Source organism: Tropicimonas omnivorans (genome assembly GCF_031846565.1).
In the GTDB taxonomy this organism is placed as follows: Bacteria; Pseudomonadota; Alphaproteobacteria; order Rhodobacterales; family Rhodobacteraceae; genus Tropicimonas_B; species Tropicimonas_B omnivorans.
Genome location: NZ_JAVRHL010000002.1, coordinates 578,693 through 599,315, shown reverse-complemented (window position 1 = coordinate 599,315; position 20,623 = coordinate 578,693). Strand labels below are relative to the sequence as shown.

Annotated in this window: 22 protein-coding genes; 11 read left to right on the top strand and 11 right to left on the bottom strand. The window is 67.9% G+C overall.

Annotation, left to right across the window (positions count from 1 at the left end; translation table 11 throughout):
* Positions 1-49 precede the first annotated feature (49 nt).
* Positions 50-778, top strand: a complete 729-nt coding sequence (pdeM, locus tag RM543_RS08175; protein WP_311690429.1) for a ligase-associated DNA damage response endonuclease PdeM — start codon at positions 50-52, stop codon at positions 776-778.
* A gap of 4 nt (positions 779-782) precedes the next feature.
* On the opposite strand, the gene folD is transcribed toward pdeM, so the two are convergent.
* Together folD and RM543_RS08165 are read right to left on the bottom strand one after the other, a co-directional pair.
* The gene (gene folD, locus RM543_RS08170) at positions 783-1,682 is read right to left on the bottom strand and encodes a bifunctional methylenetetrahydrofolate dehydrogenase/methenyltetrahydrofolate cyclohydrolase FolD (RefSeq protein WP_311690427.1); all 900 of its coding nucleotides are present in this window, start codon (positions 1,680-1,682) and stop codon (positions 783-785) included.
* Entirely contained in the window at positions 1,679-1,969 is a 291-nt protein-coding gene (locus tag RM543_RS08165; RefSeq protein ID WP_311690425.1) for a chorismate mutase, read from the bottom strand. Before RM543_RS08165 ends, folD begins: the two co-directional genes overlap by 4 nt.
* Positions 1,970-2,203: 234 nt before the next feature.
* Here RM543_RS08165 and RM543_RS08160 point away from each other — a divergent pair, with 234 nt between their 5' ends.
* Positions 2,204-3,010 carry an EF-hand domain-containing protein gene (locus RM543_RS08160; protein ID WP_311690423.1) on the top strand — a complete coding sequence of 269 codons (807 nt, stop codon included), beginning with the start codon at positions 2,204-2,206 and terminating at the stop codon, positions 3,008-3,010.
* A gap of 104 nt (positions 3,011-3,114) precedes the next feature.
* Here the strand turns inward: RM543_RS08160 and RM543_RS08155 are convergent, their stop codons facing one another.
* Positions 3,115-3,702, bottom strand: a complete 588-nt coding sequence (locus tag RM543_RS08155) for an MOSC domain-containing protein (protein ID WP_311690421.1) — start codon at positions 3,700-3,702, stop codon at positions 3,115-3,117.
* 185 nt (positions 3,703-3,887) lie between these two features.
* Between RM543_RS08155 and thrS the strand changes: the two genes are divergently transcribed.
* Together thrS and RM543_RS08145 are read left to right on the top strand one after the other, a co-directional pair.
* Complete coding sequence (thrS, locus tag RM543_RS08150) at positions 3,888-5,891, top strand: threonine--tRNA ligase (protein WP_311690419.1); 2,004 nt, start codon at positions 3,888-3,890, stop codon at positions 5,889-5,891.
* Between the two features lie 141 nt (positions 5,892-6,032).
* Positions 6,033-6,239: a cold-shock protein gene (locus tag RM543_RS08145; RefSeq protein WP_311690417.1), complete on the top strand. Its 207-nt coding sequence runs from the start codon at positions 6,033-6,035 to the stop codon at positions 6,237-6,239.
* 100 nt (positions 6,240-6,339) lie between these two features.
* Here RM543_RS08145 and RM543_RS08140 read toward each other — a convergent pair whose 3' ends face one another.
* A complete protein-coding gene (locus RM543_RS08140; protein ID WP_311690415.1) occupies positions 6,340-6,669 on the bottom strand; it encodes a hypothetical protein in 330 nt (109 codons plus the stop codon).
* A 125-nt stretch (positions 6,670-6,794) separates the two neighbouring features.
* Positions 6,795-7,703, bottom strand: a complete 909-nt coding sequence (gene thyX, locus RM543_RS08135; RefSeq protein WP_311690413.1) for an FAD-dependent thymidylate synthase — start codon at positions 7,701-7,703, stop codon at positions 6,795-6,797.
* Between the two features lie 224 nt (positions 7,704-7,927).
* Here thyX and RM543_RS08130 point away from each other — a divergent pair, with 224 nt between their 5' ends.
* The 4 genes from RM543_RS08130 to RM543_RS08115 all read left to right on the top strand — a co-directional run bounded on the left by RM543_RS08130 (position 7,928) and on the right by RM543_RS08115 (position 11,604).
* Entirely contained in the window at positions 7,928-8,980 is a 1,053-nt protein-coding gene (locus tag RM543_RS08130; protein WP_311690411.1) for a hypothetical protein, read from the top strand.
* On the top strand, positions 8,973-10,373 hold the full coding sequence (locus RM543_RS08125; RefSeq protein WP_311690409.1) for a hypothetical protein: 1,401 nt from the start codon (positions 8,973-8,975) through the stop codon (positions 10,371-10,373). The genes RM543_RS08130 and RM543_RS08125 overlap by 8 nt, the downstream gene beginning before the upstream one ends.
* A gap of 116 nt (positions 10,374-10,489) precedes the next feature.
* Positions 10,490-10,918 (top strand): VOC family protein, encoded by a 429-nt coding sequence (locus RM543_RS08120; RefSeq protein ID WP_311690407.1) that lies wholly within the window; start codon positions 10,490-10,492, stop codon positions 10,916-10,918.
* Positions 10,915-11,604 (top strand): DUF1194 domain-containing protein, encoded by a 690-nt coding sequence (locus tag RM543_RS08115; RefSeq protein WP_311690405.1) that lies wholly within the window; start codon positions 10,915-10,917, stop codon positions 11,602-11,604. Before RM543_RS08120 ends, RM543_RS08115 begins: the two co-directional genes overlap by 4 nt.
* A 147-nt stretch (positions 11,605-11,751) precedes the next feature.
* Here the strand turns inward: RM543_RS08115 and RM543_RS08110 are convergent, their stop codons facing one another.
* From RM543_RS08110 to RM543_RS08100, 3 genes are all read right to left on the bottom strand, one after another.
* Positions 11,752-12,249 (bottom strand): MarR family winged helix-turn-helix transcriptional regulator, encoded by a 498-nt coding sequence (locus tag RM543_RS08110; protein ID WP_311690403.1) that lies wholly within the window; start codon positions 12,247-12,249, stop codon positions 11,752-11,754.
* A gap of 90 nt (positions 12,250-12,339) precedes the next feature.
* Positions 12,340-12,621 carry a succinate dehydrogenase assembly factor 2 gene (locus tag RM543_RS08105; protein WP_311690401.1) on the bottom strand — a complete coding sequence of 94 codons (282 nt, stop codon included), beginning with the start codon at positions 12,619-12,621 and terminating at the stop codon, positions 12,340-12,342.
* A complete protein-coding gene (locus RM543_RS08100) occupies positions 12,621-13,058 on the bottom strand; it encodes a helix-turn-helix domain-containing protein (RefSeq protein ID WP_311690399.1) in 438 nt (145 codons plus the stop codon). The genes RM543_RS08105 and RM543_RS08100 overlap by 1 nt, the downstream gene beginning before the upstream one ends.
* Before the next feature lie 95 nt (positions 13,059-13,153).
* Here RM543_RS08100 and RM543_RS08095 point away from each other — a divergent pair, with 95 nt between their 5' ends.
* Positions 13,154-14,356 (top strand): pyridoxal phosphate-dependent aminotransferase, encoded by a 1,203-nt coding sequence (locus tag RM543_RS08095; RefSeq protein ID WP_311690397.1) that lies wholly within the window; start codon positions 13,154-13,156, stop codon positions 14,354-14,356.
* 65 nt (positions 14,357-14,421) lie between these two features.
* Positions 14,422-14,844, top strand: coding sequence for a hypothetical protein (locus tag RM543_RS08090; protein ID WP_311690396.1), 423 nt, complete (start codon positions 14,422-14,424; stop codon positions 14,842-14,844).
* A gap of 180 nt (positions 14,845-15,024) precedes the next feature.
* Here the strand turns inward: RM543_RS08090 and RM543_RS08085 are convergent, their stop codons facing one another.
* The 3 genes from RM543_RS08085 to RM543_RS08075 all read right to left on the bottom strand — a co-directional run bounded on the left by RM543_RS08085 (position 15,025) and on the right by RM543_RS08075 (position 18,475).
* Positions 15,025-15,999: a DUF4123 domain-containing protein gene (locus RM543_RS08085; RefSeq protein ID WP_311690394.1), complete on the bottom strand. Its 975-nt coding sequence runs from the start codon at positions 15,997-15,999 to the stop codon at positions 15,025-15,027.
* 91 nt (positions 16,000-16,090) lie between these two features.
* Positions 16,091-17,455: an MATE family efflux transporter gene (locus RM543_RS08080; RefSeq protein ID WP_311690392.1), complete on the bottom strand. Its 1,365-nt coding sequence runs from the start codon at positions 17,453-17,455 to the stop codon at positions 16,091-16,093.
* Positions 17,456-17,584: 129 nt separating this feature from the next.
* A complete protein-coding gene (locus tag RM543_RS08075; protein WP_311690390.1) occupies positions 17,585-18,475 on the bottom strand; it encodes an NAD-dependent epimerase/dehydratase family protein in 891 nt (296 codons plus the stop codon).
* Between the two features lie 157 nt (positions 18,476-18,632).
* Between RM543_RS08075 and parE the strand changes: the two genes are divergently transcribed.
* Positions 18,633-20,591, top strand: coding sequence for a DNA topoisomerase IV subunit B (parE, locus tag RM543_RS08070; protein WP_311690388.1), 1,959 nt, complete (start codon positions 18,633-18,635; stop codon positions 20,589-20,591).
* Positions 20,592-20,623: the final 32 nt, after the last annotated feature.

Sequence of the window (20,623 nt, the reverse complement as noted above, 5' to 3'; positions counted from 1 at the left end):
CCCCGGTCCCGCCCTTGCCCGCCCTGCCCTTGCCGGGTAGGAACGCAGCATGAACGCGCACGGGATAGATTTCGCGGGCTCCGCCCTGACGCTGCTGTCCTCCGGCCTTCTGTGGTGGGAGGCCGAGCGGACGCTCTGCGCTTCGGATCTGCACCTCGGCAAGTCGGAACGTCATGCGCGGCGGGGCGGATCGCTTCTGCCTCCCTACGAAACCGGCGACACGCTGCAGCGCCTCGACGCCGCGATCACCGCCCTCGGCCCAGCCCGCGTGATCTGCCTCGGCGACAGTTTCGACGATGCCGCCGCCCTGGGCGGCCTGGCGGAGGAGGAGCGGCTCTGGCTCCTGCGCCTCATGGCCGGGCGGGATTGGGTCTGGATCGAGGGCAACCACGATCCGGGGCCCCTGGACGTCGACGGGCGCCACCTCGCCGAACTCACCCTTGGGCCCCTCACCTTCCGCCATATCGCCGAAGATGGCGCGTCGCCCGGGGAGATCTCGGGGCACTGGCACCCAAAGATTGCGGTCAATGCGCGCGGCAGCCGCGTTGCGCGGCCCTGCTTCGTCACCGACGGATCGCGCCTGATCATGCCGGCGTTCGGCACCTATACAGGCGGCCTCTTCGCCGATGCGCCGCCCGTGGGGCGCCTCATGGAGCGCTCCCGCACGCTGGCGATCCTGACGGGCGAGCCGATGGCCCGCCTGCCGGTCTTTTCCATGCCGAAGGGAAAGAGGCCGGGCGCCATGCGCGCGCCACCCCGGCTGCGCCGCAGGGCCTGACGCCTCAGACGGTCAGCTCGTCCGGCTCCGGAAGTCCGTTGATGCGCGCCGCGGCGACGACGGTATTGGCCAGAAGGCAAGCAATCGTCATCGGTCCGACGCCGCCCGGCACCGGCGTGATCGCACCGGCGACCTCCTTGGCCGCGGCAAAGTCCACATCTCCGACAAGGCGGTCCTTGCCGCCCTCGGTCTCGGACGGAAGGCGGTTGATGCCGACGTCGATCACCGTCGCGCCGGGCTTGATCCAGTCGCCCTCGATCATCCCCGGCCGGCCGACCGCCGCCACGAGGATGTCCGCCTGACGGCAGAGCCCGGCCAGATCGGCCGTCCGCGAATGGGCGATGCTCACCGTCGCATTCGCACCCAGAAGAAGGCTCGCCATCGGCTTGCCGACGATGTTGGACCGGCCGACCACGACGGCATGCTTGCCCGAGAGATCGCCGATCCGATCCTTCAGGAGCAGAAGGCATCCAAGCGGCGTGCAGGGCACCATCGAGGTCTGCCCCGTCGCGAGGCGCCCCGCATTCGAGATGTGGAACCCGTCCACGTCCTTGTTGGGATCGATGGCGTTGATCACCAAAGCCGAATCGAGATGCGGCGGCAGGGGAAGCTGCACGAGGATGCCGTGCACCTCGGGATCGGCGTTCAGATTGTCGATCAGTCCCAGGAGCTCGCGCTCCGTCGTCTCCTCGGCAAGGCGATGCTCGAAGGAAGCCATCCCGGCCGCCGTCGCCATCCTCTCCTTAGACCGGGTGTAGACCTGGCTTGCCGGATCCTCGCCCACGAGCACCACGGCGAGGCCGGGCGTCAGGCCGAATTCCTCTTTCAGGTTGCCCGTGGCCGCGGCCACGCGGTCGCGAATGGAGGCCGCGAAGGCCTTTCCGTCGATGATGTCTGCGCTCATTCGTCCGCTCCCTTGATCCCGCTGTGCTGCATGGCCATCTCCTCGCGCGCGATCGACCATCCGATGAGCCGCCGCCAGACATCCTCGGCGAGATCCGCGTCGAGCCCCGCCCCGTTTGCGGCGGCACGTACGTTGTTCACGACCTCCTCGACCCGGCTGTCGATATGCGCCGGCAGTCCCGCGGCGGGTTTCAGCTCGGCGGCACGGTCGATATGGGCGGCGCGCTCGACGAGAAGCGCGATCAACTCGCGGTCTATCTCGTCGATCTGGAGGCGCAGCGCGCCCATGTCGCCGCACGCGGAAGCCGGGGGCCGGGTCATGTCTCTACCTCGCGAAGGTCCGTTTTCGTGGCGCGGCTTATCCCGCGCCTGCCGGACCGGCAAGCCGGGCGCCGGCATGGCAGGGTCCTCCAGCGTCATCGCGGCGCACCGAGGTCCCGCGCCCGGGAACACGGAAACGATCCGCTGCGTTGCCATGCCGATGAATCCCGAATCCATTCACGCACGGATGCCAATTTTAGCATGACGTACCCTTCCCTCGCCGCCACGGCCTTGTGCCTTTTCGCTCTTGCGCCGGTTCAATCCCTCGCCCAGTCGGCCGCGCCGCAAGGGGCCACGCCGCCCGTTCCGACCAGCGTCGAGCTCCCGGATGTCTGCCGCATGGGATACGTGGCCATCGAGAGCGTCGAGGACGCCGTCTCGGCCGACGCCGTCCGCGAGGCGGCCCGCGCCCATTTCGCGGCGATGGACCAAGACGACAGCGGCACCGTCGGCCGCGAGGAAGCCGTGGCGTGCCTGACCGCGACGGCCGCGGCCCGCCCCGCCCCCGCCGACCGCAGCGACATGAACGTGTCGAACGCCGATCTGGACGGCGATGGCGCCATCACCCGCGCCGAGTACTTCGAGGCGGCCCGCACGGCCTTCGAGGCCGCACGGGGCTCCGATCTGGCCTCGCAGGAAGTCGTGGTGCTCCGCAGGTTCATCTTCGATCCCACCGGCCGCTCCATCGCCAATCCCGCCGAACTTGCCCCTGATGACGCGATGGCCTCCGCCGCGCGGATGTTCGACGCTCTGGATGCGGATGGCGACGGGGTCGTCTCCACCGGTGAGTGGGCCGGACAGGCCCCGCAGCGGGACGTCGAGGCCGTCGTCACCGCCCATTTCGATGAGCTGGACGCGGATGGCTCCGGTGATCTGAGCGAAGGCGAGATCGAGGACGCCGCCGTCGCCGCGCTCGAGCGCGCCCGCCGCATGGCCGCCGAAGACGGCGTCGGCAGCCAGACCGAAGATCCGCCGATCGTCTATTACCGCTACGCCAGCGGGTTCTGAGGACGCACCCTCATCGCCGGGTAACATGCCCCGGTGCGGGCGTGCCGGTGGGCGCATGACGTCGCGCCTGCCTCGGTCCCGTGAAACGACGTCGGCGCAGCGTCTCAGATCCCGGCGCCCTGCCACTTGCGCTGGCCCGGAATGTGCAGGCGGACCTCGTCCCCCACGCGCAGGACGCCTTCCCGCTCGACCCATGCGGTCACGCCCCGCCGCCCCTCGGCCGCCCGCTTGAAGGCGCGGCCGGCGCCGGGGCGATCCTCGTCGATGACCTTCGCCGGCAGGTGGCAGGGCTGGTTCTCCATATCCACCGTCAGCGTCGCGCCGGAGATGGACTGAAGCCGCGAGGAGGGTGGCAGGTGGGTGAAATCGGGGATCCCGCCGATCACCATGCTCGCGCCGAGCCAGGCCGGATCGACCCGTTCCAGCCCCATCTCCGCCCCGATCTCCGCCAGCTCCTCGGCCGAGACGATGCTGAGCTGGCGAACGTTCCGGATCTCGGTCCCCTTGGGATACTGGGTCGACACGCGGGAGCAGGAGGGACGCGTCAGCCCCCCATGGCTCTCGCCTTCGATGCCGGAAAAGGACGCGCGCACCTCCTCCAGCGCCTCGGCGCGCAGCGTGGCCTCCCGGTCCGGCACGCGGCCGAGCCAGACGATCGTGCCGGTGATCCTGGTGGCGAGAAGTGCGGGCATGGGTGTCGGTTCCTCAAAGCGGTCGGGTGGGATGTGGTGCGTCCCGATTGCCCCCTTCCGCCGCGCAAGGCAAGCGAAGCGGCGGGGGCCGGGTTGACCTTCCCCGCCCGCGCGGCGCATTCAGGCTCGGCAATTTACCCGCAACCGGGCGTTTTCGTAGGCGCCGAACCGACGAGGAGCCGTTCATGGCCGATATCACCCTCACCCTTCCCGATGGCGCAAGCCGCTCCTACCCGGCCGGCATCACCGCCGGCGAGGTCGCCGCGGACATATCCACCTCGCTTGCCAAAAAGGCGGTCAGCGCGAGCTATGACGGCGCGCACTGGGACCTCGCATGGCCCATCGAGGCGGATGGCGCGCTCGCCATCAACACGATGAAGGATGACGGCCCGGCCCTCGAGCTGATCCGCCACGACCTCGCGCACATCATGGCCCGCGCCGTGCAGTCGATCTGGCCCGACGTGAAGGTCACCATCGGCCCCGTCATCGAAAACGGCTGGTACTACGATTTCGACCGCGCGGAGCCTTTCACGCCGGACGATCTGGGCGCCATCGAGGCGAAGATGAAGGAGATCATCAACGCCCGCGACCCCGTGCGCACCGAGGTCTGGGACCGCCCCCGCGCCATCGCGCATTACGAGGAGCTGGGCGAGCCGTACAAGGTCGAGCTGATCGAGGCCATTCCGGGGGACGAGCCCTTGCGGATGTACTGGCACGGCGACTGGCAGGACCTTTGCCGCGGGCCGCACCTACAGCATACCGGGCAGGTCCCGGCGGATGCCTTCAAGCTGATGCGCGTTTCGGGCGCGTACTGGCGCGGCGACAGCTCCCGCCAGATGCTCCAGCGGATCTACGGCGTCGCCTTCCGCAACCGCGACGATCTGAAGAAGCACCTGACCTTCCTCGAGGAGGCCGAGAAGCGCGATCACCGCCGCCTGGGGCGCGAGATGGACCTCTTCCACATGCAGGAAGAGGCACCGGGCCAGGTGTTCTGGCACCCGAACGGCTGGACGATCTACACCGCGCTCCAGGACTACATGCGCCGCAAGCAGCGCGCCGGCGGCTATCGCGAGATCAACACCCCGCAGGTGGTGGACCGCAAGCTCTGGGAGGCCTCCGGTCACTGGGAGAAGTACCAGCACCACATGTTCATCGTGGAGGTGGACGAGAGCCGCGACGGCGAGAACGACGATGCGAGCGCGAAGAACCGCGCCGAGACCCGCATCAATGCGCTCAAGCCGATGAACTGCCCCTGCCACGTGCAGGTCTACAACCAGGGCCTGAAGTCCTACCGGGATCTGCCGCTTCGGCTGGCCGAGTTCGGCTCCTGCGCGCGCTACGAGCCGTCGGGCGCGCTTCACGGCATCATGCGGGTCCGCGGCTTCACCCAGGACGACGCCCACATCTTCTGCACCGAGGAGCAGATCGAGGAGGAATGCGCCCGCTTCATCGAGTTCCTCGCGGCTGTCTACGAGGACCTCGGCTTCCCGACCTTCGAGATCAAGTTCGCCACGCGGCCCGAGAAGCGCGTGGGGACGGAGGAATCGTGGGACTACGTCGAGAACGCGCTGGAGGAGGCGATCCGCAAGACCGGCCGCACCTACACGCTGGAGCCCGGCGACGGGGCGTTCTACGGCCCGAAGCTGGATTTCTACCTGACCGATGCCATCGGCCGGGTCTGGCAATGCGGCACGTTCCAGGTCGATCCGAACCTGCCCGAGCGTCTGGATGCGAACTATATCGGCGCCGACGGCGAGAAGCACCGGCCCTTCATGCTGCACCGCGCCTGCGTCGGCTCCTTCGAGCGATTCATCGGGATCCTGATCGAGGAGCATGCCGGCCGCATGCCGCTCTGGCTGGCGCCCACCCAGGTCTCGGTCTGCTCCATCGTCTCCGACGCGGACGGCTTCGTCCACGAGGCGGTGGCCAGCCTCCAGGCGGCCGGCCTGCGTGCCGAGGCCGACATCCGCAACGAAAAGATCAACTACAAGGTCCGCGAGCATTCCATGGCCAAGGTGCCGGTCATCCTCGCGATCGGTCAGCGCGAGGTGGAGAACCGCACCGTCACGGTCCGCCGTCTCGGCGAGAAGCAGACGCAGACGGTGCCCCTGGACGAGCTCGTCGCGTCGCTCACCGAGGAGGCGCTTCCGCCCGATCTGAAGGCACGGGCGGCGATCGGGACGGCCTGAGCGCGGCGCTCCTTCCCGGGCGTCATTTCATCTTGCCAGACCGCGTCCTTTTCGCATTTCTTGAAGGGGCGGCGCCGCGATTCTGCGGCTCCGCCGGGCTGCAAGCGCCCGAACTGCGACTGACTTGAGGAGACACGGGTCATGCCGACTGGCACCGTGAAATGGTTCAACACCACCAAGGGCTACGGGTTCATCGCCCCGGATGACGGCGGACAGGACATCTTCGTCCATATCTCCGCCGTGGAGCAGGCCGGGATGACGGGCCTCGCCGACAACATGAAGATCGCCTACGAGTTGCGCGAAGGCCGGGACGGCCGGTCCTCCGCCACGGATCTGCAAGCGCTCTGACCTTCTGGACAAGGGGTCGCGCAGCTCGGCTGGGCGGCCCCGACCACCCTGCCGCCCCCGATCACCTTGGCCGCCCGGTATCGAGCGAGGGGGCGTGCGGCTAGCCGCCGGCCTCGCGATCCGCCGCAGGTAGACTGGCCCACCATTCGGCGTAAGCGCTGTTCCTGGGGTGCCGTCCCCCCTCGTCCGGCGCGCCATCCGTCCACCAGACCTCCCCCCGCTCGCCGAGACGACGCTTGGCCGCATCGACGCGCGCGCGGGCGGTCTTCAGTGCCTCCCCCTGGGCCCCCTTGATCGCCCGCCGTGCGGACATCAGCTCAAGGACCGCCGCCTTGCGCTCCGCCTCGGGCAGGCCCGGATCGGTCGAACGCCAAAGCCGGTTTTTCGCGACGAAATAGCGGCCGTCGGGGGTGGTGGGATAGCTGGGCATCCGGCTGACTTAGGTCCGGCCTGCCGAGGCTCCAGCCCTGACGCGGCGGGTGGATGCGCCGGGGCAAGGATCAAGAGCTCTCCTCGGGTAACGACGGCCGGCAAGGCCGACAGATGCGGAAGCCCCTACCCTTCCATCACGGCCATGAACTCCCGCCATTCGCCCTTGCTCATGCCGCTCGTCTCCTGCGTGACCTCTTCGCCGCGGCCCATGCGCCGGACGCAGTCGAGGGCCTTGGCGGAGAGAGACGCTCCGCCGAGGCGGTAATCCTCGAAGGCGCGGTAGGCGGCGGGAACCCAGTCGGCCACGATCCTGCAGATCGCCTCGGCATAGACGCGGATCTCGTATTGTGCGTGGGGGTCGGCGCGCAGACGCAGGAAGTGGAAGAGGTTCTGCAGGTCCGTCTTCCAGTACCACTGGGTATAGATGTTCGCCGGCAGGTTCATCCGCGCAAGTTCCCGCGCGAGGCCCTGCTGGCCGTCCTGCGACAGCATCGCCTCGTAATGGTCGTAGGCCCGCCCGGCATCCTCGCGCAGCCAGTCCAGAACCCGCGCGGCCTCTTCGCCCTCGAGCGTCTCGCCCCGCCCCTGGTTGTTCTGCACGGATTGGGCCGCGAGGTGCTCGGGCGCGGGGATGTAGAACTCCCGGTCGAGGATCGAGTAACGGGCGGAATACTCGTTCACGTTCGCCGTGCGATGGCGGATCCATTGCCGCGCGACGAAGACCGGCAGCTTCACATGCAGCTTGATCTCGCACATCTCGAACGGCGTCGAATGCCAGTGCCGCATGAGGTAGCGGATCAAACCCTCGTCGTTCTGAACCGCCTTCGTGCCCCGCCCGTAGGAGACGCGCGCCGCCTGAACGATGGCGGAATCGTCGCCCATGTAGTCGATGACGCGAACGAGCCCGTGATCGAGGACCTCGTGGGCGCGGTAGAGATGCGACTCCATCCCGTCCGACGTGGCACGCAGGGTCTGGCGCGTTTCGGCGCGGGCATCTTCGATCTCGGCACGCTGCTCCGGGGTGAGGGGCATGGGGCGGTGTCCTTGGGGCTTCGGGCGACTCGGAGGCGACCATATCCTGAGGACGGGGGCGGGTTAACCCGCGCGGCCCCGTGCTGAGCGAAATTTGCCGCTGCGGCATCAGGGCCGCACCCGGCCCGAGACTGCATCCCGCCCGCCCCGGAGCGTTGACTTGGAGCGAACTCACCCGAAAACTCCCCGGCAAAACAGGCAAAAACGATCTCGGGGCAGTTCCAATGGTCAAGCAGGCGATACCCATCGCGCTGATGCTTCTTCTTGCCGCATGCGGCGGCGGAGACGGCAGCAATCCGGTCAACGGCGACCGGGTCTCGGACGACGGCGAAGACAACGGCGAGGATCCGGGCCCTGATGATCCCGGTCCCGATGATCCCGGCGAGACGCCCGATCTGGACGAGAACACCATTCCCGATGCGCTGGCGCAGGACCTGCGCTCCATCGCCTACGATCCCGGCGATCCCGGTGATCCGGACGACGACACCCTGACGGTGGAGATGAACGCGCTCGATGCGGACCGCATCCTTGCCACCTACGACCGCAATGCCGCCCTCGACGTGGACGGCTACCGTGCCTTCTCGGCCCAGGACGATGCACTCGACCGGATCTTCGTCGCCCTCGCCGCGCGCAGTCCGGACGGCTCGGTGCAGGCCGTCGTCGCCGGCGATGCGGGACAGTTCACGGATTTCTACCAGGGCGGCTACTACGAACGGGTGGGCAACTATGTCAAGCCGACCGAAGGCCAGGTCAGCTATGCCGGCAATTATGCCGGCGTGACGAACCTGTCCGACGCCGATCAGGACCAGCGGATGCCGGTCCCCCCCGGCACCGATCCCGCGCTCATCCCCCAGCAGGCCGCCCAGACCACCGGTAGCGTCTTCATCAACGTCGATTTCGGGGACAATGCCGTCAACGGCGCGATCTACGACCGCGGCTTCGTGGACGGGCCCTATGCCGATCAGGAGCTGGAAACGGTCTTCCTCGCCGATGGCGATCTGGATGATACCGGCGTCTTCCTCGGCACCGCACGCATGCGCGACGAAGACGGTGTGCCGTTCGGGGCCGGCACGTTCGGCGGCACGATCGGAGGCGAGAATTCCGATGGGCTCGCGGGCGTCGTGGCGCTCGACACGATCTTCATCCCCGCAGATCCGCGCGAGGAGGTTAGCGGCACATTCGACAAGGAGACCGGCATCTTCGTCCTGCCTCGCTGCGGAACGACCGATGCGCCCGCGATCTGCACCGACGTGGACAGCCTCGAAGACATTGACTGAGCGCGGCACCCTCGGCCGCGCTCTCGCGGCGGTGGCGGCGGTGGCGGCGTTCGCCCTGTGCCTCGCGGTCCCGGAGGCGCCGCGGGCGGAGGAGATCAGCCTCAGCATTCCCGAAGCCCGGGAGCTGGCGCGTCGCGCCTTTCGCTCGGGCGACGACGCGCTTGCCAATGCCCTCGGCCGGAAGCTTCGCCTCGCCGACCCGGAGGACCCCACGGCCCTCATCCTCATCGCCGCCACCTCCCCGTCCCTCGGAGACGCGAAGGCCGGCCGCGAGGCTGGCGCAGACGCGTGGCGCGTGGCCGGCAGCGATGGTCTGAGGCACGAGGCGGCGTGGTACACCTCCCGCGCCGCGGCCGCGGATGACAGCTGGATCGCGGCTCAATTCTGGATGCGGCGCGCCTACGGCACGGCCCCCGACGATGCGACGCGGGACCGGGTGGGCGAGGCGTTCGGCCGGATGCGCGCCGTCTCTCCCCTCTCGGTCCGCCTCTCCTTCAGCCACGGCCGGACGGACAACATCAACGGTGGCTCCAGCTCCGAATGGCTGGTCCTCGATGACAGCCTGCCGGTGGGCCGCCTCTCCGGGTCCGCAAGGGCGCTGTCCGGCACTCGCACCAGCGCCACCCTCACCGCCGCCCGCACCCTGTCCCGCGGGACGGACCATCGAACCGCCCTGACCTTCAACGGTTACCGGACCTGGAACGAACTCTCGAAGGAAGCGCGGGAGCAGGCGCCCGGCATCGAGGGCAGCGCCTTCGACTACGGCGCCGCCGAGATCGGCCTGACCCATTCCATTGCGCCAGGCGATCTGCCGGTCCCCGATACCTATGCTCTCGCGCTCGGAAAGTCCTGGTACGGATACGAGCCGCTCGACCGCTCCGCGCGCGTCTCCCTCGGGCGCAGCGTGGACCTTCCGGGCGAGGTGGACCTGCGCCTTGGCGCCGGTCTCGAGCGGCGCCTGTCCCTCACCGGCGGCGAGGCGCGCACCGGCCGGAGCGCCTCCGCAGCCCTCTCCCGCGAGATCGTCGGTGTGCACACGCGCTTTTCCTTCGCGGCCAGGAATGTCGCGTCGGACGACGCCAATCTCGACTGGTCCGGCGCCTCGGCCGCCCTCGATCTGTCGATGGGCGAGCCACTGGCGGGGATGCACCTGTCAGGCGGGCTGACCTGGGAACGGCGGGACTTCGACGCCTACCGCATCGGCTTCATCGACGTGCCGGGCGGACGGCAGGACGAGACCCTGTCGGCGCGACTGTCGCTCAGGATCGACGCCGTGGGGCGTATGGGCTTCTCTCCGGTCATCGGCCTCGAGGCGCGCACCACGGACAGCACCATCAGCCGCTTCGACGGCGAGGCCACGAACCTGACCCTGGGCGTCGCATCGGCGTTCTGAGGTGATCGAAGGGCAGTCCAGTCCCTCAGGTTCGATCGCCGGGCCCGAGGGATTGCGCTCGCCCGGCGGCGCCCTACCCTCCCCGTCATCCTGACCCAGAACAAGATTGAGGCGACATGACGATCCGCTATCTGCATACCATGGTCCGCGTGAAGGACCTCGACGCCACGATGGACTTCTTCCGCCTGCTCGGCCTCGAGGAAAAGCGCCGGATCGACAACGAAAAGGGGCGATTCTCCCTGATCTTCATGGCGCCTCCGGGACAGCACGAAACGCCCGTCGAGCTGACCTACAACTGGGACGGCGACGAGGGCCTCCCCTCCGACAGCCGCCATTTCGGCCATCTCGCCTACCGCGTGGACAACATCTACGAGATGTGCGCCAAACTTCGGGATGCCGGTGTGACCATCAACCGCCCGCCGCGGGACGGTCACATGGCGTTCGTCCGGTCGCCGGACAACATCTCCATCGAACTGCTCCAGGACGGCGACGCCCTCGCGCCCGAGGAGCCGTGGGCCAGCATGGAGAACACGGGCCACTGGTGATCCGGACCTTTCTTCCGGCGGCATCCCTTGCCGCTCTTCCCGGGGCGGCAGATGCCTGCCGCCTCGCCCTGCTACTCGCGATCGATGTGTCCTCCTCGGTGGATGCGAGCGAGGATGCACTCCAGCGGCAGGGGCTCGCCGCGGCGCTCGTGAGCGAGGAGGTCCGGGCGGGTTTTCTCGCCACGCTTCCGGACGCGCCAGTCGCGCTTTCGGTGTTCGAATGGTCCGGCCGCTGGACGCAGACCGAGATCATCGGCTGGACGCTGATCGACGGCGCGGACGCGCTCGAAAGCGCCGCCGCCCGCATTTCGACCAGCCCCCGCAGCGAGACCCAATCTCCGACGGCCCTCGGCTACGCGCTCGGCTACGCCTCGAGCGCTTTCGCGGGTGCGCCGCCTTGCGCGGCGCACACCCTCGACGTCAGCGGCGACGGGCCGAACAACGAAGGGTTCGGGCCCGGCCTCGCCTACGCCAATTTCGATTTCGCCGGAGTGACGGTGAACGGCCTGCCCATCGTCTCGGAGCCGGACGATCCGGAGGGGCTTGAGCGCTACTACGAGGAGAACGTCCTCCACGGCCCCGGCGCTTTTTCAGTCGTGGCGCGCGGCTATGACGATGTCGCGCGCGCCATGCGCGAGAAACTGGTCCGCGAACTTGCCGGCCGGGTTTATGGCACCCTTCGCTGAGGCCGGAGTGAGCGACTTGCGGACGCTCGACCTCCTGCTCGCTCAGGCACGGATCGAGCGGACGACCATCCCCGCCCGCCCCACAAGCGGGGCACATCGTGGCTCACCCGAAGCGCCCGCGTGCGGGTCGCCCCGGGGGAGCGGTTTTCAGTAGATGTACCGGATCTGATCCCGCCAGTATCGCTCGACCCGGCGCAACGTGCTCGTCGCGGTATCGAGCGCGTCGGCCTCGATCACGCCCCGGTCGAGCATTTCCTCGGAATGCCGCTCGAACAGCGCGCAGATCACGTCCCGGATTTCACGGCCCTCGGCGGTCAGGCGAACGCGGACGGAGCGGCGGTCGATATCGCTGCGCTGGTGGTGCATGTAGCCCATCTCGACCAGCTTCTTCAGGTTATAGCTGACATTGGAGCCCTGGTAGTACCCGCGGGACTTGAGCTCCCCGGCGGTCACCTCGTTATCGCCGATATTGTAGAGGAGGAGCGCCTGAACCGGGTTCACGTCGATGAGACCGAGCCGCTCGAACTCGTCCTTCACCACGTCGAGCATGAGCCGGTGAAGCCGTTCCAGGAGGCTCAGCCCGTCGAGATAGGTCGCATGAACAGAGCTGCGCTCTCCCGGCAGCAATGCGATTTCGATGCTCATGCCATATACCTTCGGACTGTTACTGTTCCGAAGCCTTGTGAGGCAAAAGAGCAAATATGCCGTTAAGATCGAACGGAAGCCCCCGCGCGATCAGACGCCGGCCTGCTCCGCGATCCGGCGGATCATCGGCGCGTGTTCCTCGGGGGGCGCAGCCTGCCCGCTGACCCAGCGATAGAGGTCCTGATCGTTCTCGCTGAGGAGGGCTTCGTAGCGGTCCAGCTCTTCCTCGCCGAGCGTATCGATCGTCGTGCGGGCGAAGGGGCCGAGGATCAGGTCCATCTCCTTCATTCCGCGCCGTCCCGAGCGCATGGTGAGGCGGCGTTCGCGGGTCTCGCGGTCTTCCGTGCGGCCGGCCTTGGCGGATGTCTCCATCACGACGTTCCTTCCTCGCTGTCACCGTGGACGTCGTCGGGCAGGACCGGCGCCGAGAGCGCCGAGCGGAGCCGCCGCTCGAGCACGAGAAGCTTGTTCGTGGACCGGTCGATCGAGATGCGCAGCTGTGTCATTTCGTCGAGCAGAGCGGACAGCTCGGGACGGGGCGCATCGGTCGCGTCCGGCGGGGTCTGCAGACCGTCGCCCGTGCCGTTGATCAGCCATGTGAGCGACACGCCGAGCAGACCGGACAGCATCTGGAGCTTGTTGGCGCGCGGCTCGCTCGCGTCGTTCTCCCAGGCCTGTACCGTGGCGATCTTGACGCCGAGGCGGTGCGCCAGCTCTTCCTGCCCGATGCCGATGGCCTCTCGAGCGCCGATCAGGCGGTCTCCGAAGGTCGCCGTATCTTCGCCGAACCAGTTCTGGTCTTCGCTCATGTCACGCCACTCCCTTGCATTACGGATATCGCTTGAAGCCTTGTCGGGGCAAGCCTAAGACGCCTCGAACCTGTTCCCGATCCGGAAAGAAGCCCATGTCGTTTTTGTCCGATTCCATTGCCCGCGTTAAGCCCTCCGCCACCATCGCGGTGACAACGATGGCCAAGGAGCTCAAGGAAGCGGGCCGCGATGTCATCGGCCTCGGCGCCGGCGAGCCTGATTTCGACACGCCCCAGAACATCAAGGACGCCGCGGTTCAAGCGATCTCCGACGGCAAGACGAAGTACACCCCTGCCGACGGCATCCCCGAGCTCAAGGCCGCGATCTGCGCCAAGTTCAAGCGCGACAACGGCCTCGACTACAAGCCGGAGCAGGTCTCCGTCGGCACCGGCGGCAAGCAGATTCTCTATAACGCCCTTCAGGCGACGCTCAATCCGGGCGACGAGGTCGTGATCCCGGCGCCCTACTGGGTCAGCTATCCGGACATGGCCCTCCTTGCCGGCGGCGAGCCCGTCTTCGTCGAGACGACCAGCGCGACCGGCTTCAAGCTGACGGCCGAGGCGCTCGAGGCCGCGATCACCGACAAGACGAAGTGGTTCATCTTCAACTCCCCGTCGAACCCCACGGGCGCGGCCTATACCCGCGACGAGCTGAAGGCGCTGACGGACGTGCTTCTTCGCCATCCCCATGTCTGGGTGATGTCGGACGACATGTACGAGCACCTGACCTACGACGACTTCGAGTTCGCGACCCCGGCGCAGGTGGAGCCTGCGCTCTACGATCGCACGCTCACCGTGAACGGCGTCTCCAAGGCCTATGCCATGACGGGCTGGCGCATCGGCTATGCCGCGGGGCCGAAGATGCTGATCGACGCGATGCGCAAGATCCAGTCGCAATCGACGTCGAACCCCTGCTCCATCTCGCAATGGGCGGCGGTCGAGGCGCTGAACGGCACGCAGGACTTCATCCCCGAGAACAACGCGATCTTCAAGCGGCGCAGGGACATGGTCGTCGAGATGCTGAACGCCGCGGAGGGCATCTCCTGCCCGCTGCCCGAAGGCGCCTTCTACGTCTATCCCGTGATCGATGACTGCATCGGCAAGACCACCGAGGCGGGTACGAAGATCGAGAACGACGAGACCTTCGCGAAGGCGCTCCTCGAAGAGAAGGGCGTCGCGGTCGTCTTCGGCGCGGCCTTCGGTCTCTCCCCCGCCTTCCGCATCAGCTATGCGACATCGGACGAGAATCTGAAGGAAGCCTGCTCGCGCATTCAGGACTTCTGCGCCGCGCTGAGCTAAGGAGAGTCAGGGCGCCCTTTCATCCCCGCGAGGGGCGGGCGCCCCACTCTTGAGCGGAGCGGACCATGATCGATCTTCCTGACTACTACTTCCGCATCCGCGAGAACGGCGCGATGGTCTTCCGCGTCGATACCGAGAACCGCCAGCGCCGGATCGAGATGGACCAGATCGCGGTCGTCAACATCCGCAACGGCGAGGTGAAGCCCCACGGGGACCGCACGCTCTCCGAGACCGACATCGCGACCATTCGGAACTGGATGGAAGAGCGCAGGAAGGTCCTGTCCTTTCGGGACCTCGACGACATCCATCGCGCCATCGATCACCTGAACCTGACCGCGCAATGGGCGCAGTCCAGGGCGACCGACGAACAGCTCGAGAATGTCACCGACGCGCTTCTCCTCGCGATGCACGATCTGCGCTGCGTCCTCGTTCGCAAGAAGGCCGATCGCCTGACGAAGTCCCGGCAGGAGGCCGGCGAAGCCGAGTGACGCGGGTCCGGGCCGTCCGATTGTCCGCGACCCTCATGGCGGCGCGGCACGTCCGGAAATAACGGCCACGGGGACACCCTCCGGTCGTCGATCCCGTGCTCCGTCCTGCTACGAAGCGCCCCGTGGAGATGCCCTGCAACATCGGCGGTGCCCACGCCCGGACCCCGTGCCCTCCTCGCTTCAGAAGGTGCGCGTGCCGGAGATCTCCTGCCGGTCCTCGCCGCGGACCTGCTGGGCCAGCATCTCGGCGCGCCAGAGGCGCATGGCGGAGGGCATGTCGGTCCGGGTCAGTTCGGCGAGCACGCCCTCCCGGCCGGCAGCGGTCTCGAACCGGGCTCCGTAGCGCATGTCCATCGTGATGAAGTCCCAGATCTCCGACTTGGTGGAGAGCCGGTACCGCTCGGCGCGCTCGACGGCGTCCTGGATCCGCCTCCGTCCCGTCGCACCGGGCCCGGCAAGGGAGGCGAACTCGATCTCCGCCCGGCGCCCGAGGGCGCGCCTGTAGGAGACGGTCAGACACGCGTATTGATCGGGCGACAGGGAGAGGCGGCCGCCCGGATCCTGCGCCTCCGGCCGCTCGAACAGGGCAAGGCCGGGCGCGGCCGGTGTTTCGGCGAGGATCGCCAGCGCCTCCCCGAAAAGCTGCGCCGTCTGTTCGGGCTCGAGCACATCCACGAGCGCGGCCACCACGTCGGCATCGGCATGGCGCAGGAAGACGGGCTCTTCGGGCCCCGAGCCGGTCACGGCGCCGTGGCGCGGCGGGCCGATCATCTCCTCGTCGCGGCCGACCGGCACGTCCACCACGGACAGGCGGCGCATGTGGCGCCAGACGGCGACCTCCGTCTCGCTCCCCTCGTCGGGCCAGGCCCACCAGACCACCGTCGGCGTTCCGGCGGAGACGTCCCGCACCTGCTCCACCGCGAAGGCGCTCGGGCAGACGACGAGATGGGGGCCGTAGCGTATGTCCGGCGCGTCGGTCTCCTCACCGTAGAGGGCGAAGTAGTCGAGGCCGACCTCGCGGAGGCGGCCGGGCAGATCGGGATAGTTCGCCCCGTCGAGCACCGCGAAGAGGCGCCCCGGCAGACGGCGGAGAGCGTCGCCCAGGCGATCCTCCTCGCCCGGCAACTTCATGGCGTCGGCCTCGGCGATGGTCATGGCGTCGCGTCCTTCGTCCCGGTCTGTCTCGAGCGGGAGACTACCCATCCCGTCGCCGGTCGCACAGGGCTTTATTACCGGGGGTCCCGCCTCAGCCGGGCTGCGGGCCCGGGACCCGCCCGGACCGCCAGAAGCGCAGCATCAGCAGGATCGCCGCGACCGCGAGGCCGATCACCAGCCCGCCCCAGACCCCGGGCGCGCCGAGGCCGAGCGGAAAGCCGAGGATGTAGCTCGCCGGCAGACCGACGAGCCAGTAGGCGATGGTGGCGTAGATCATCGGCACCCGGGTGTCCTGCATCCCGCGCAGGAACCCCAGCGCCATGACCTGGGCCGCATCCGCCATCTGAAAGAGGGCCGCGACGGCGATAAGAGACGTCCCGAGGGCGACGATGCGCGGCCGCTGCGGATCCTCGGGATCGAGGAAGGGCACCATCAGCGGCTCGGGCGCCAGGAGGAAGACGGCGACCGTCAGCAGCACCATCAGGCCCGACAGCCCGAGCGCGGCCACGGCGCCGCGCCGCAGATGGGCCATATCTCCGAGGCCGAAGGCCCGACCGGCCCGGATCGTGGCCGCGCTCGACAGGCCCAAGTGGACCACGAAGGTCGCGGTGGCGATCTGGAGCGCGATCCCGTGGGCGGCCAGCGGGACGGCGCCCAGCCAGCCGATCATGACGGCCGTCGCCGAGAACAGGCCGACCTCGGCGAGTTGGGTCAGTCCGATCGGCCAGCCGAGCCGGAACACCTGCCAGAAGACCGCCCCGTCGGGCACCCAGAGCCGCGCGAAGAGCGCCTGCCCCGGAAAGACGTGCTGCGCATAGAGCGCAAGGCCGAGAAGCGAGACGAGATGCACGGAGACGGAGGCCAGCGCTGCCCCCCGGACGCCCAGCTCCGGCGCTCCGAGATTGCCGAAGATCAGCACCCAGTTGACGGCGATGTTCACGACCACCGCTCCGACCGTGACCCAGAGCGATATCTGCGTGCGTTCGAGGGCGGAGAGGTAGCTTTTCAGCACCATCACCGCGAGCGCCGGCACGAGACCGGGCCCGACGATTCGCAGGTAGTCCGCCGTCAGCGCCGCGACCCGCGGCTCCTGCCCGAGCGCGAGAAGGAGCGAGCCCGAGAACCAGAAGAGCGGCAGAAGGACGAGCGAGAAGATGACGGAGAGCCAGAGCCCCATCCTCATCACACGGCGCACCTGTAGCCGCCCTTCCGCAGTTTCGGGCTGCGCCGCGACCATCGGCAGGACCGCCTGAGCGAACCCCGCTCCGAAGAGAAAGAACATGATGAAGAAGGACTGCCCGAGCACCCCGGCCGCCAGCGCCTCGACGCTGTAGCGTCCGAGCATGGCCGTGTCCGTCATGCCGATCACGAACATGCCCAGATTGGCCCCGACAAGCGGCAGCCCGAGGCCAAGGAGGGCCCGCGCGTGTCCGGCTATGGAGAGGCGATCCGTCATGGCGCCGGCTCCTAATCCCGCGCGGAGTGCCCGGCAAGGACCGTTCGCGTGAGCGGGCACATCACCAGCCGCCCTTCTAGAGGTTCGACCCTCCGCGCTCCGCGGCCCCGTGAGGCCGCGCGCCGGCCTCTACGAGCGTCCCAGTTCCTCGCGCCAGTCGTATTTGGGCTCGAAGCCCAGCTCCTCCCGCGCTCGGGTGATGTCGTAGAACGTCTCCCGCTCGCCCATCTCGCGGCGCATCGGAACGCCGCCGTACCAGCGCTCCGCGATTTCGGCCGAGGTCAGATCGACGGAGGGGTCGGCGTTGGCGATGTTGAAGACCCGGTAGCCCAGCCCGTCCGTCTGCAGGCATCGCTCCACCGCATGGCCGAGGTCCCGCGCGTCGATATAGGCGAAGATGTTGCGCCGCCGCAGGTCCGGATCCTCGACATAGGCGGGGAAATCCCGTTCGTATTCGTGCGGTTCGATGACGTTGTTGATCCGCAGACCGTAGATGTCCGTCCCGCTTCGGGCCTGGAAGGAGCGGCCGATGACCTCCCCCGTCACCTTGGACATCCCGTAGCTGTCATGGGGAACGGTGGGGTGATCCTCGTCCACCGGCACGTAGTCCGGCTTCATCTCGCCGCGGGCGAAGCAGATGCCGTAGGTCGTTTCGGAGGACGCGAAGATGACCTTCGGGATCCCGAGCTTCACCGCCGCCTCGATGACATTGTAGGTGGACAGCACGTTGTTGCGATAAGTGGCGTCGTCCGGCTCGATCAAGATGCGCGGGGTCGCGGCGAAATGCACCACCGCGTCGAAGCGGGGCGGCGCCTCGCCATCGAGCTCGCCGAGATTGCCGATCATCGTCAGCGCATTCCACACCTGCCCGCCATCGGTCAGATCGACGTTCAGATCGTCCACCCCGTCCAGACCTAAGGGGGCGCGGTCCGCGTTGACGATGGTATGGCCGGCGGCCTTCAGCACCGGGATCGCATGACGCCCCGCCTTGCCGCTGCCGCCCGTGAAGAAAATGCGCATCTCTCGCTCCCCGATGGTTCGCCCCAAGGATAGGCGCCGGGCGGCGCACGTCATCCCCCTGGCGTCATCTTGACCCCGCGCCCCGCCGGAAGCCTTTGCGGCGGGACGCGCGTCGGGATACCATGGGGGCAAATCCAGAACGAAAAGAGCAGCATCAATGGCCGACGATCTTCTTTCCGCGCAGGATGTGCCCGCCTACGACGCCTCCTCGATCGAGGTGCTCGAAGGGCTCGAGCCGGTGCGCAAACGGCCCGGCATGTATATCGGCGGCACGGACGAGCGCGCGCTGCATCATCTCGTCGCCGAAGTGCTCGACAACTCGATGGACGAGGCCGTGGCAGGCCACGCCACGCGCATCGAAGTTGAGGTGAACGCCGACCATTCCATCACCGTGCGGGACAATGGCCGCGGCATCCCGGTGGATCCGCACCCGAAATTCCCGGACAAGTCCGCCCTCGAGGTGATCCTCTGCACACTCCATGCCGGCGGCAAGTTCGACGGCAAGGCCTACCAGACGTCGGGCGGCCTCCACGGCGTCGGCATCTCGGTGGTGAACGCGCTGTCCGACCATGTCCGCATCGAGGTGGCGCGGAACCGCGAACTCTACGTTCAGGAGTTTTCCCGCGGCAAGCCGCTCGGGCCGGTGGCGCATGTCGGGGCCGCCCCCAACCGGCGCGGCACCACCGTGACCTTCCACGCCGATGAGGAGATCTTCGGCGCTCACCGCTTCCGGCCTTCGCGGCTGATGAATATGGTGAAGTCCAAGGCCTACCTCTTCTCCGGCGTGGAGATTCGGTGGAAATCCGCGATCCCCGACGGTGACACGCCGCAGGAGGCCACGTTCCACTTCCCGGGCGGCCTGTCCGACTACCTCGGCGAGCAACTCGAAGGCTCGACGACCTACGCCGACGCGCCGTTCGCCGGGAAGGTCTCGTTCCAGGAGAAGTACGGCCAGCCCGGCTCCGTCGAATGGGCGGTGAACTGGACGCCGGCGAAGGACGGGTTCATCCAGTCCTATTGCAACACGGTCCCGACCCCAGAGGGTGGCACCCACGAGGCGGGTTTCTGGGCCGCGCTTCTCAAGGGGCTGAAGGCCTACGGCGAGCTCGCCGGAAACCGCAAGGCCGCGCAGATCACGCGGGACGACCTGACCACCGGCGGCTGCGCCCTCGTCTCCTGTTTCATCCGCGAGCCTGAATTCGTCGGCCAGACCAAGGACCGGCTTGCCACCACCGAGGCGCAGCGCATGGTCGAAGGCGCCGTGCGGGACCATTTCGACCACTGGCTCGCGACGGATACCAAGAGTGCCGGGGCGATTCTCGACTTCCTCGTCCTGCGCGCCGAGGAGCGGATCCGCCGCCGGCAGGAAAAGGAAACCGCGCGCAAGACCGCGACGAAGAAACTTCGCCTGCCGGGCAAGCTCGTGGACTGCTCCGCGACGAACCGCGCCGGCACCGAACTCTTCATCGTCGAGGGCGACAGCGCCGGCGGATCCGCCAAGATGGCGCGGGACCGCAAGACGCAGGCACTCCTGCCGCTCCGGGGCAAGATCCTGAACGTCCTCGGCGCCGCCTCCTCGAAGATGGGCGCGAACCAGGAAATCTCGGACCTCTGCCAGGCGATGGGCGTCGGCCTCGGGTCCCGCTTCCGGCTGGATGACCTTCGCTACGACAAGATCATCATCATGACCGATGCGGACGTGGACGGCGCGCATATCGCCTCCCTGCTGATGACTTTCTTCTTCTCGCAGATGCGCCCGATGATCGATGCCGGGCACCTCTACCTTGCCTGCCCCCCGCTCTTCCGCCTCACGCAAGGGGCGAAGCGCGTCTATTGCCTCGATCAGGCGGAGCGCGACGCCGCGGTGGAAAAGGGGCTCGGCGGGCGCGGCAAGATCGACGTCTCCCGCTTCAAGGGGCTCGGCGAAATGGATGCCAAGGACCTTAAGGAGACCACGATGGACCCCGTGAGCCGCCGGCTCATCCGCATCTCCATCGATGAGGACGTGGCCGGAGAAACGGGGGATCTCGTCGAGCGCCTGATGGGCAAGAAGCCCGAGATGCGCTTCGACTACATCCAGCAGAACGCCAAGTTCGTGGAAGAGCTCGATGTCTGAGGGCGTCTCCTTCTCGGTCCAGCGGACCCCGG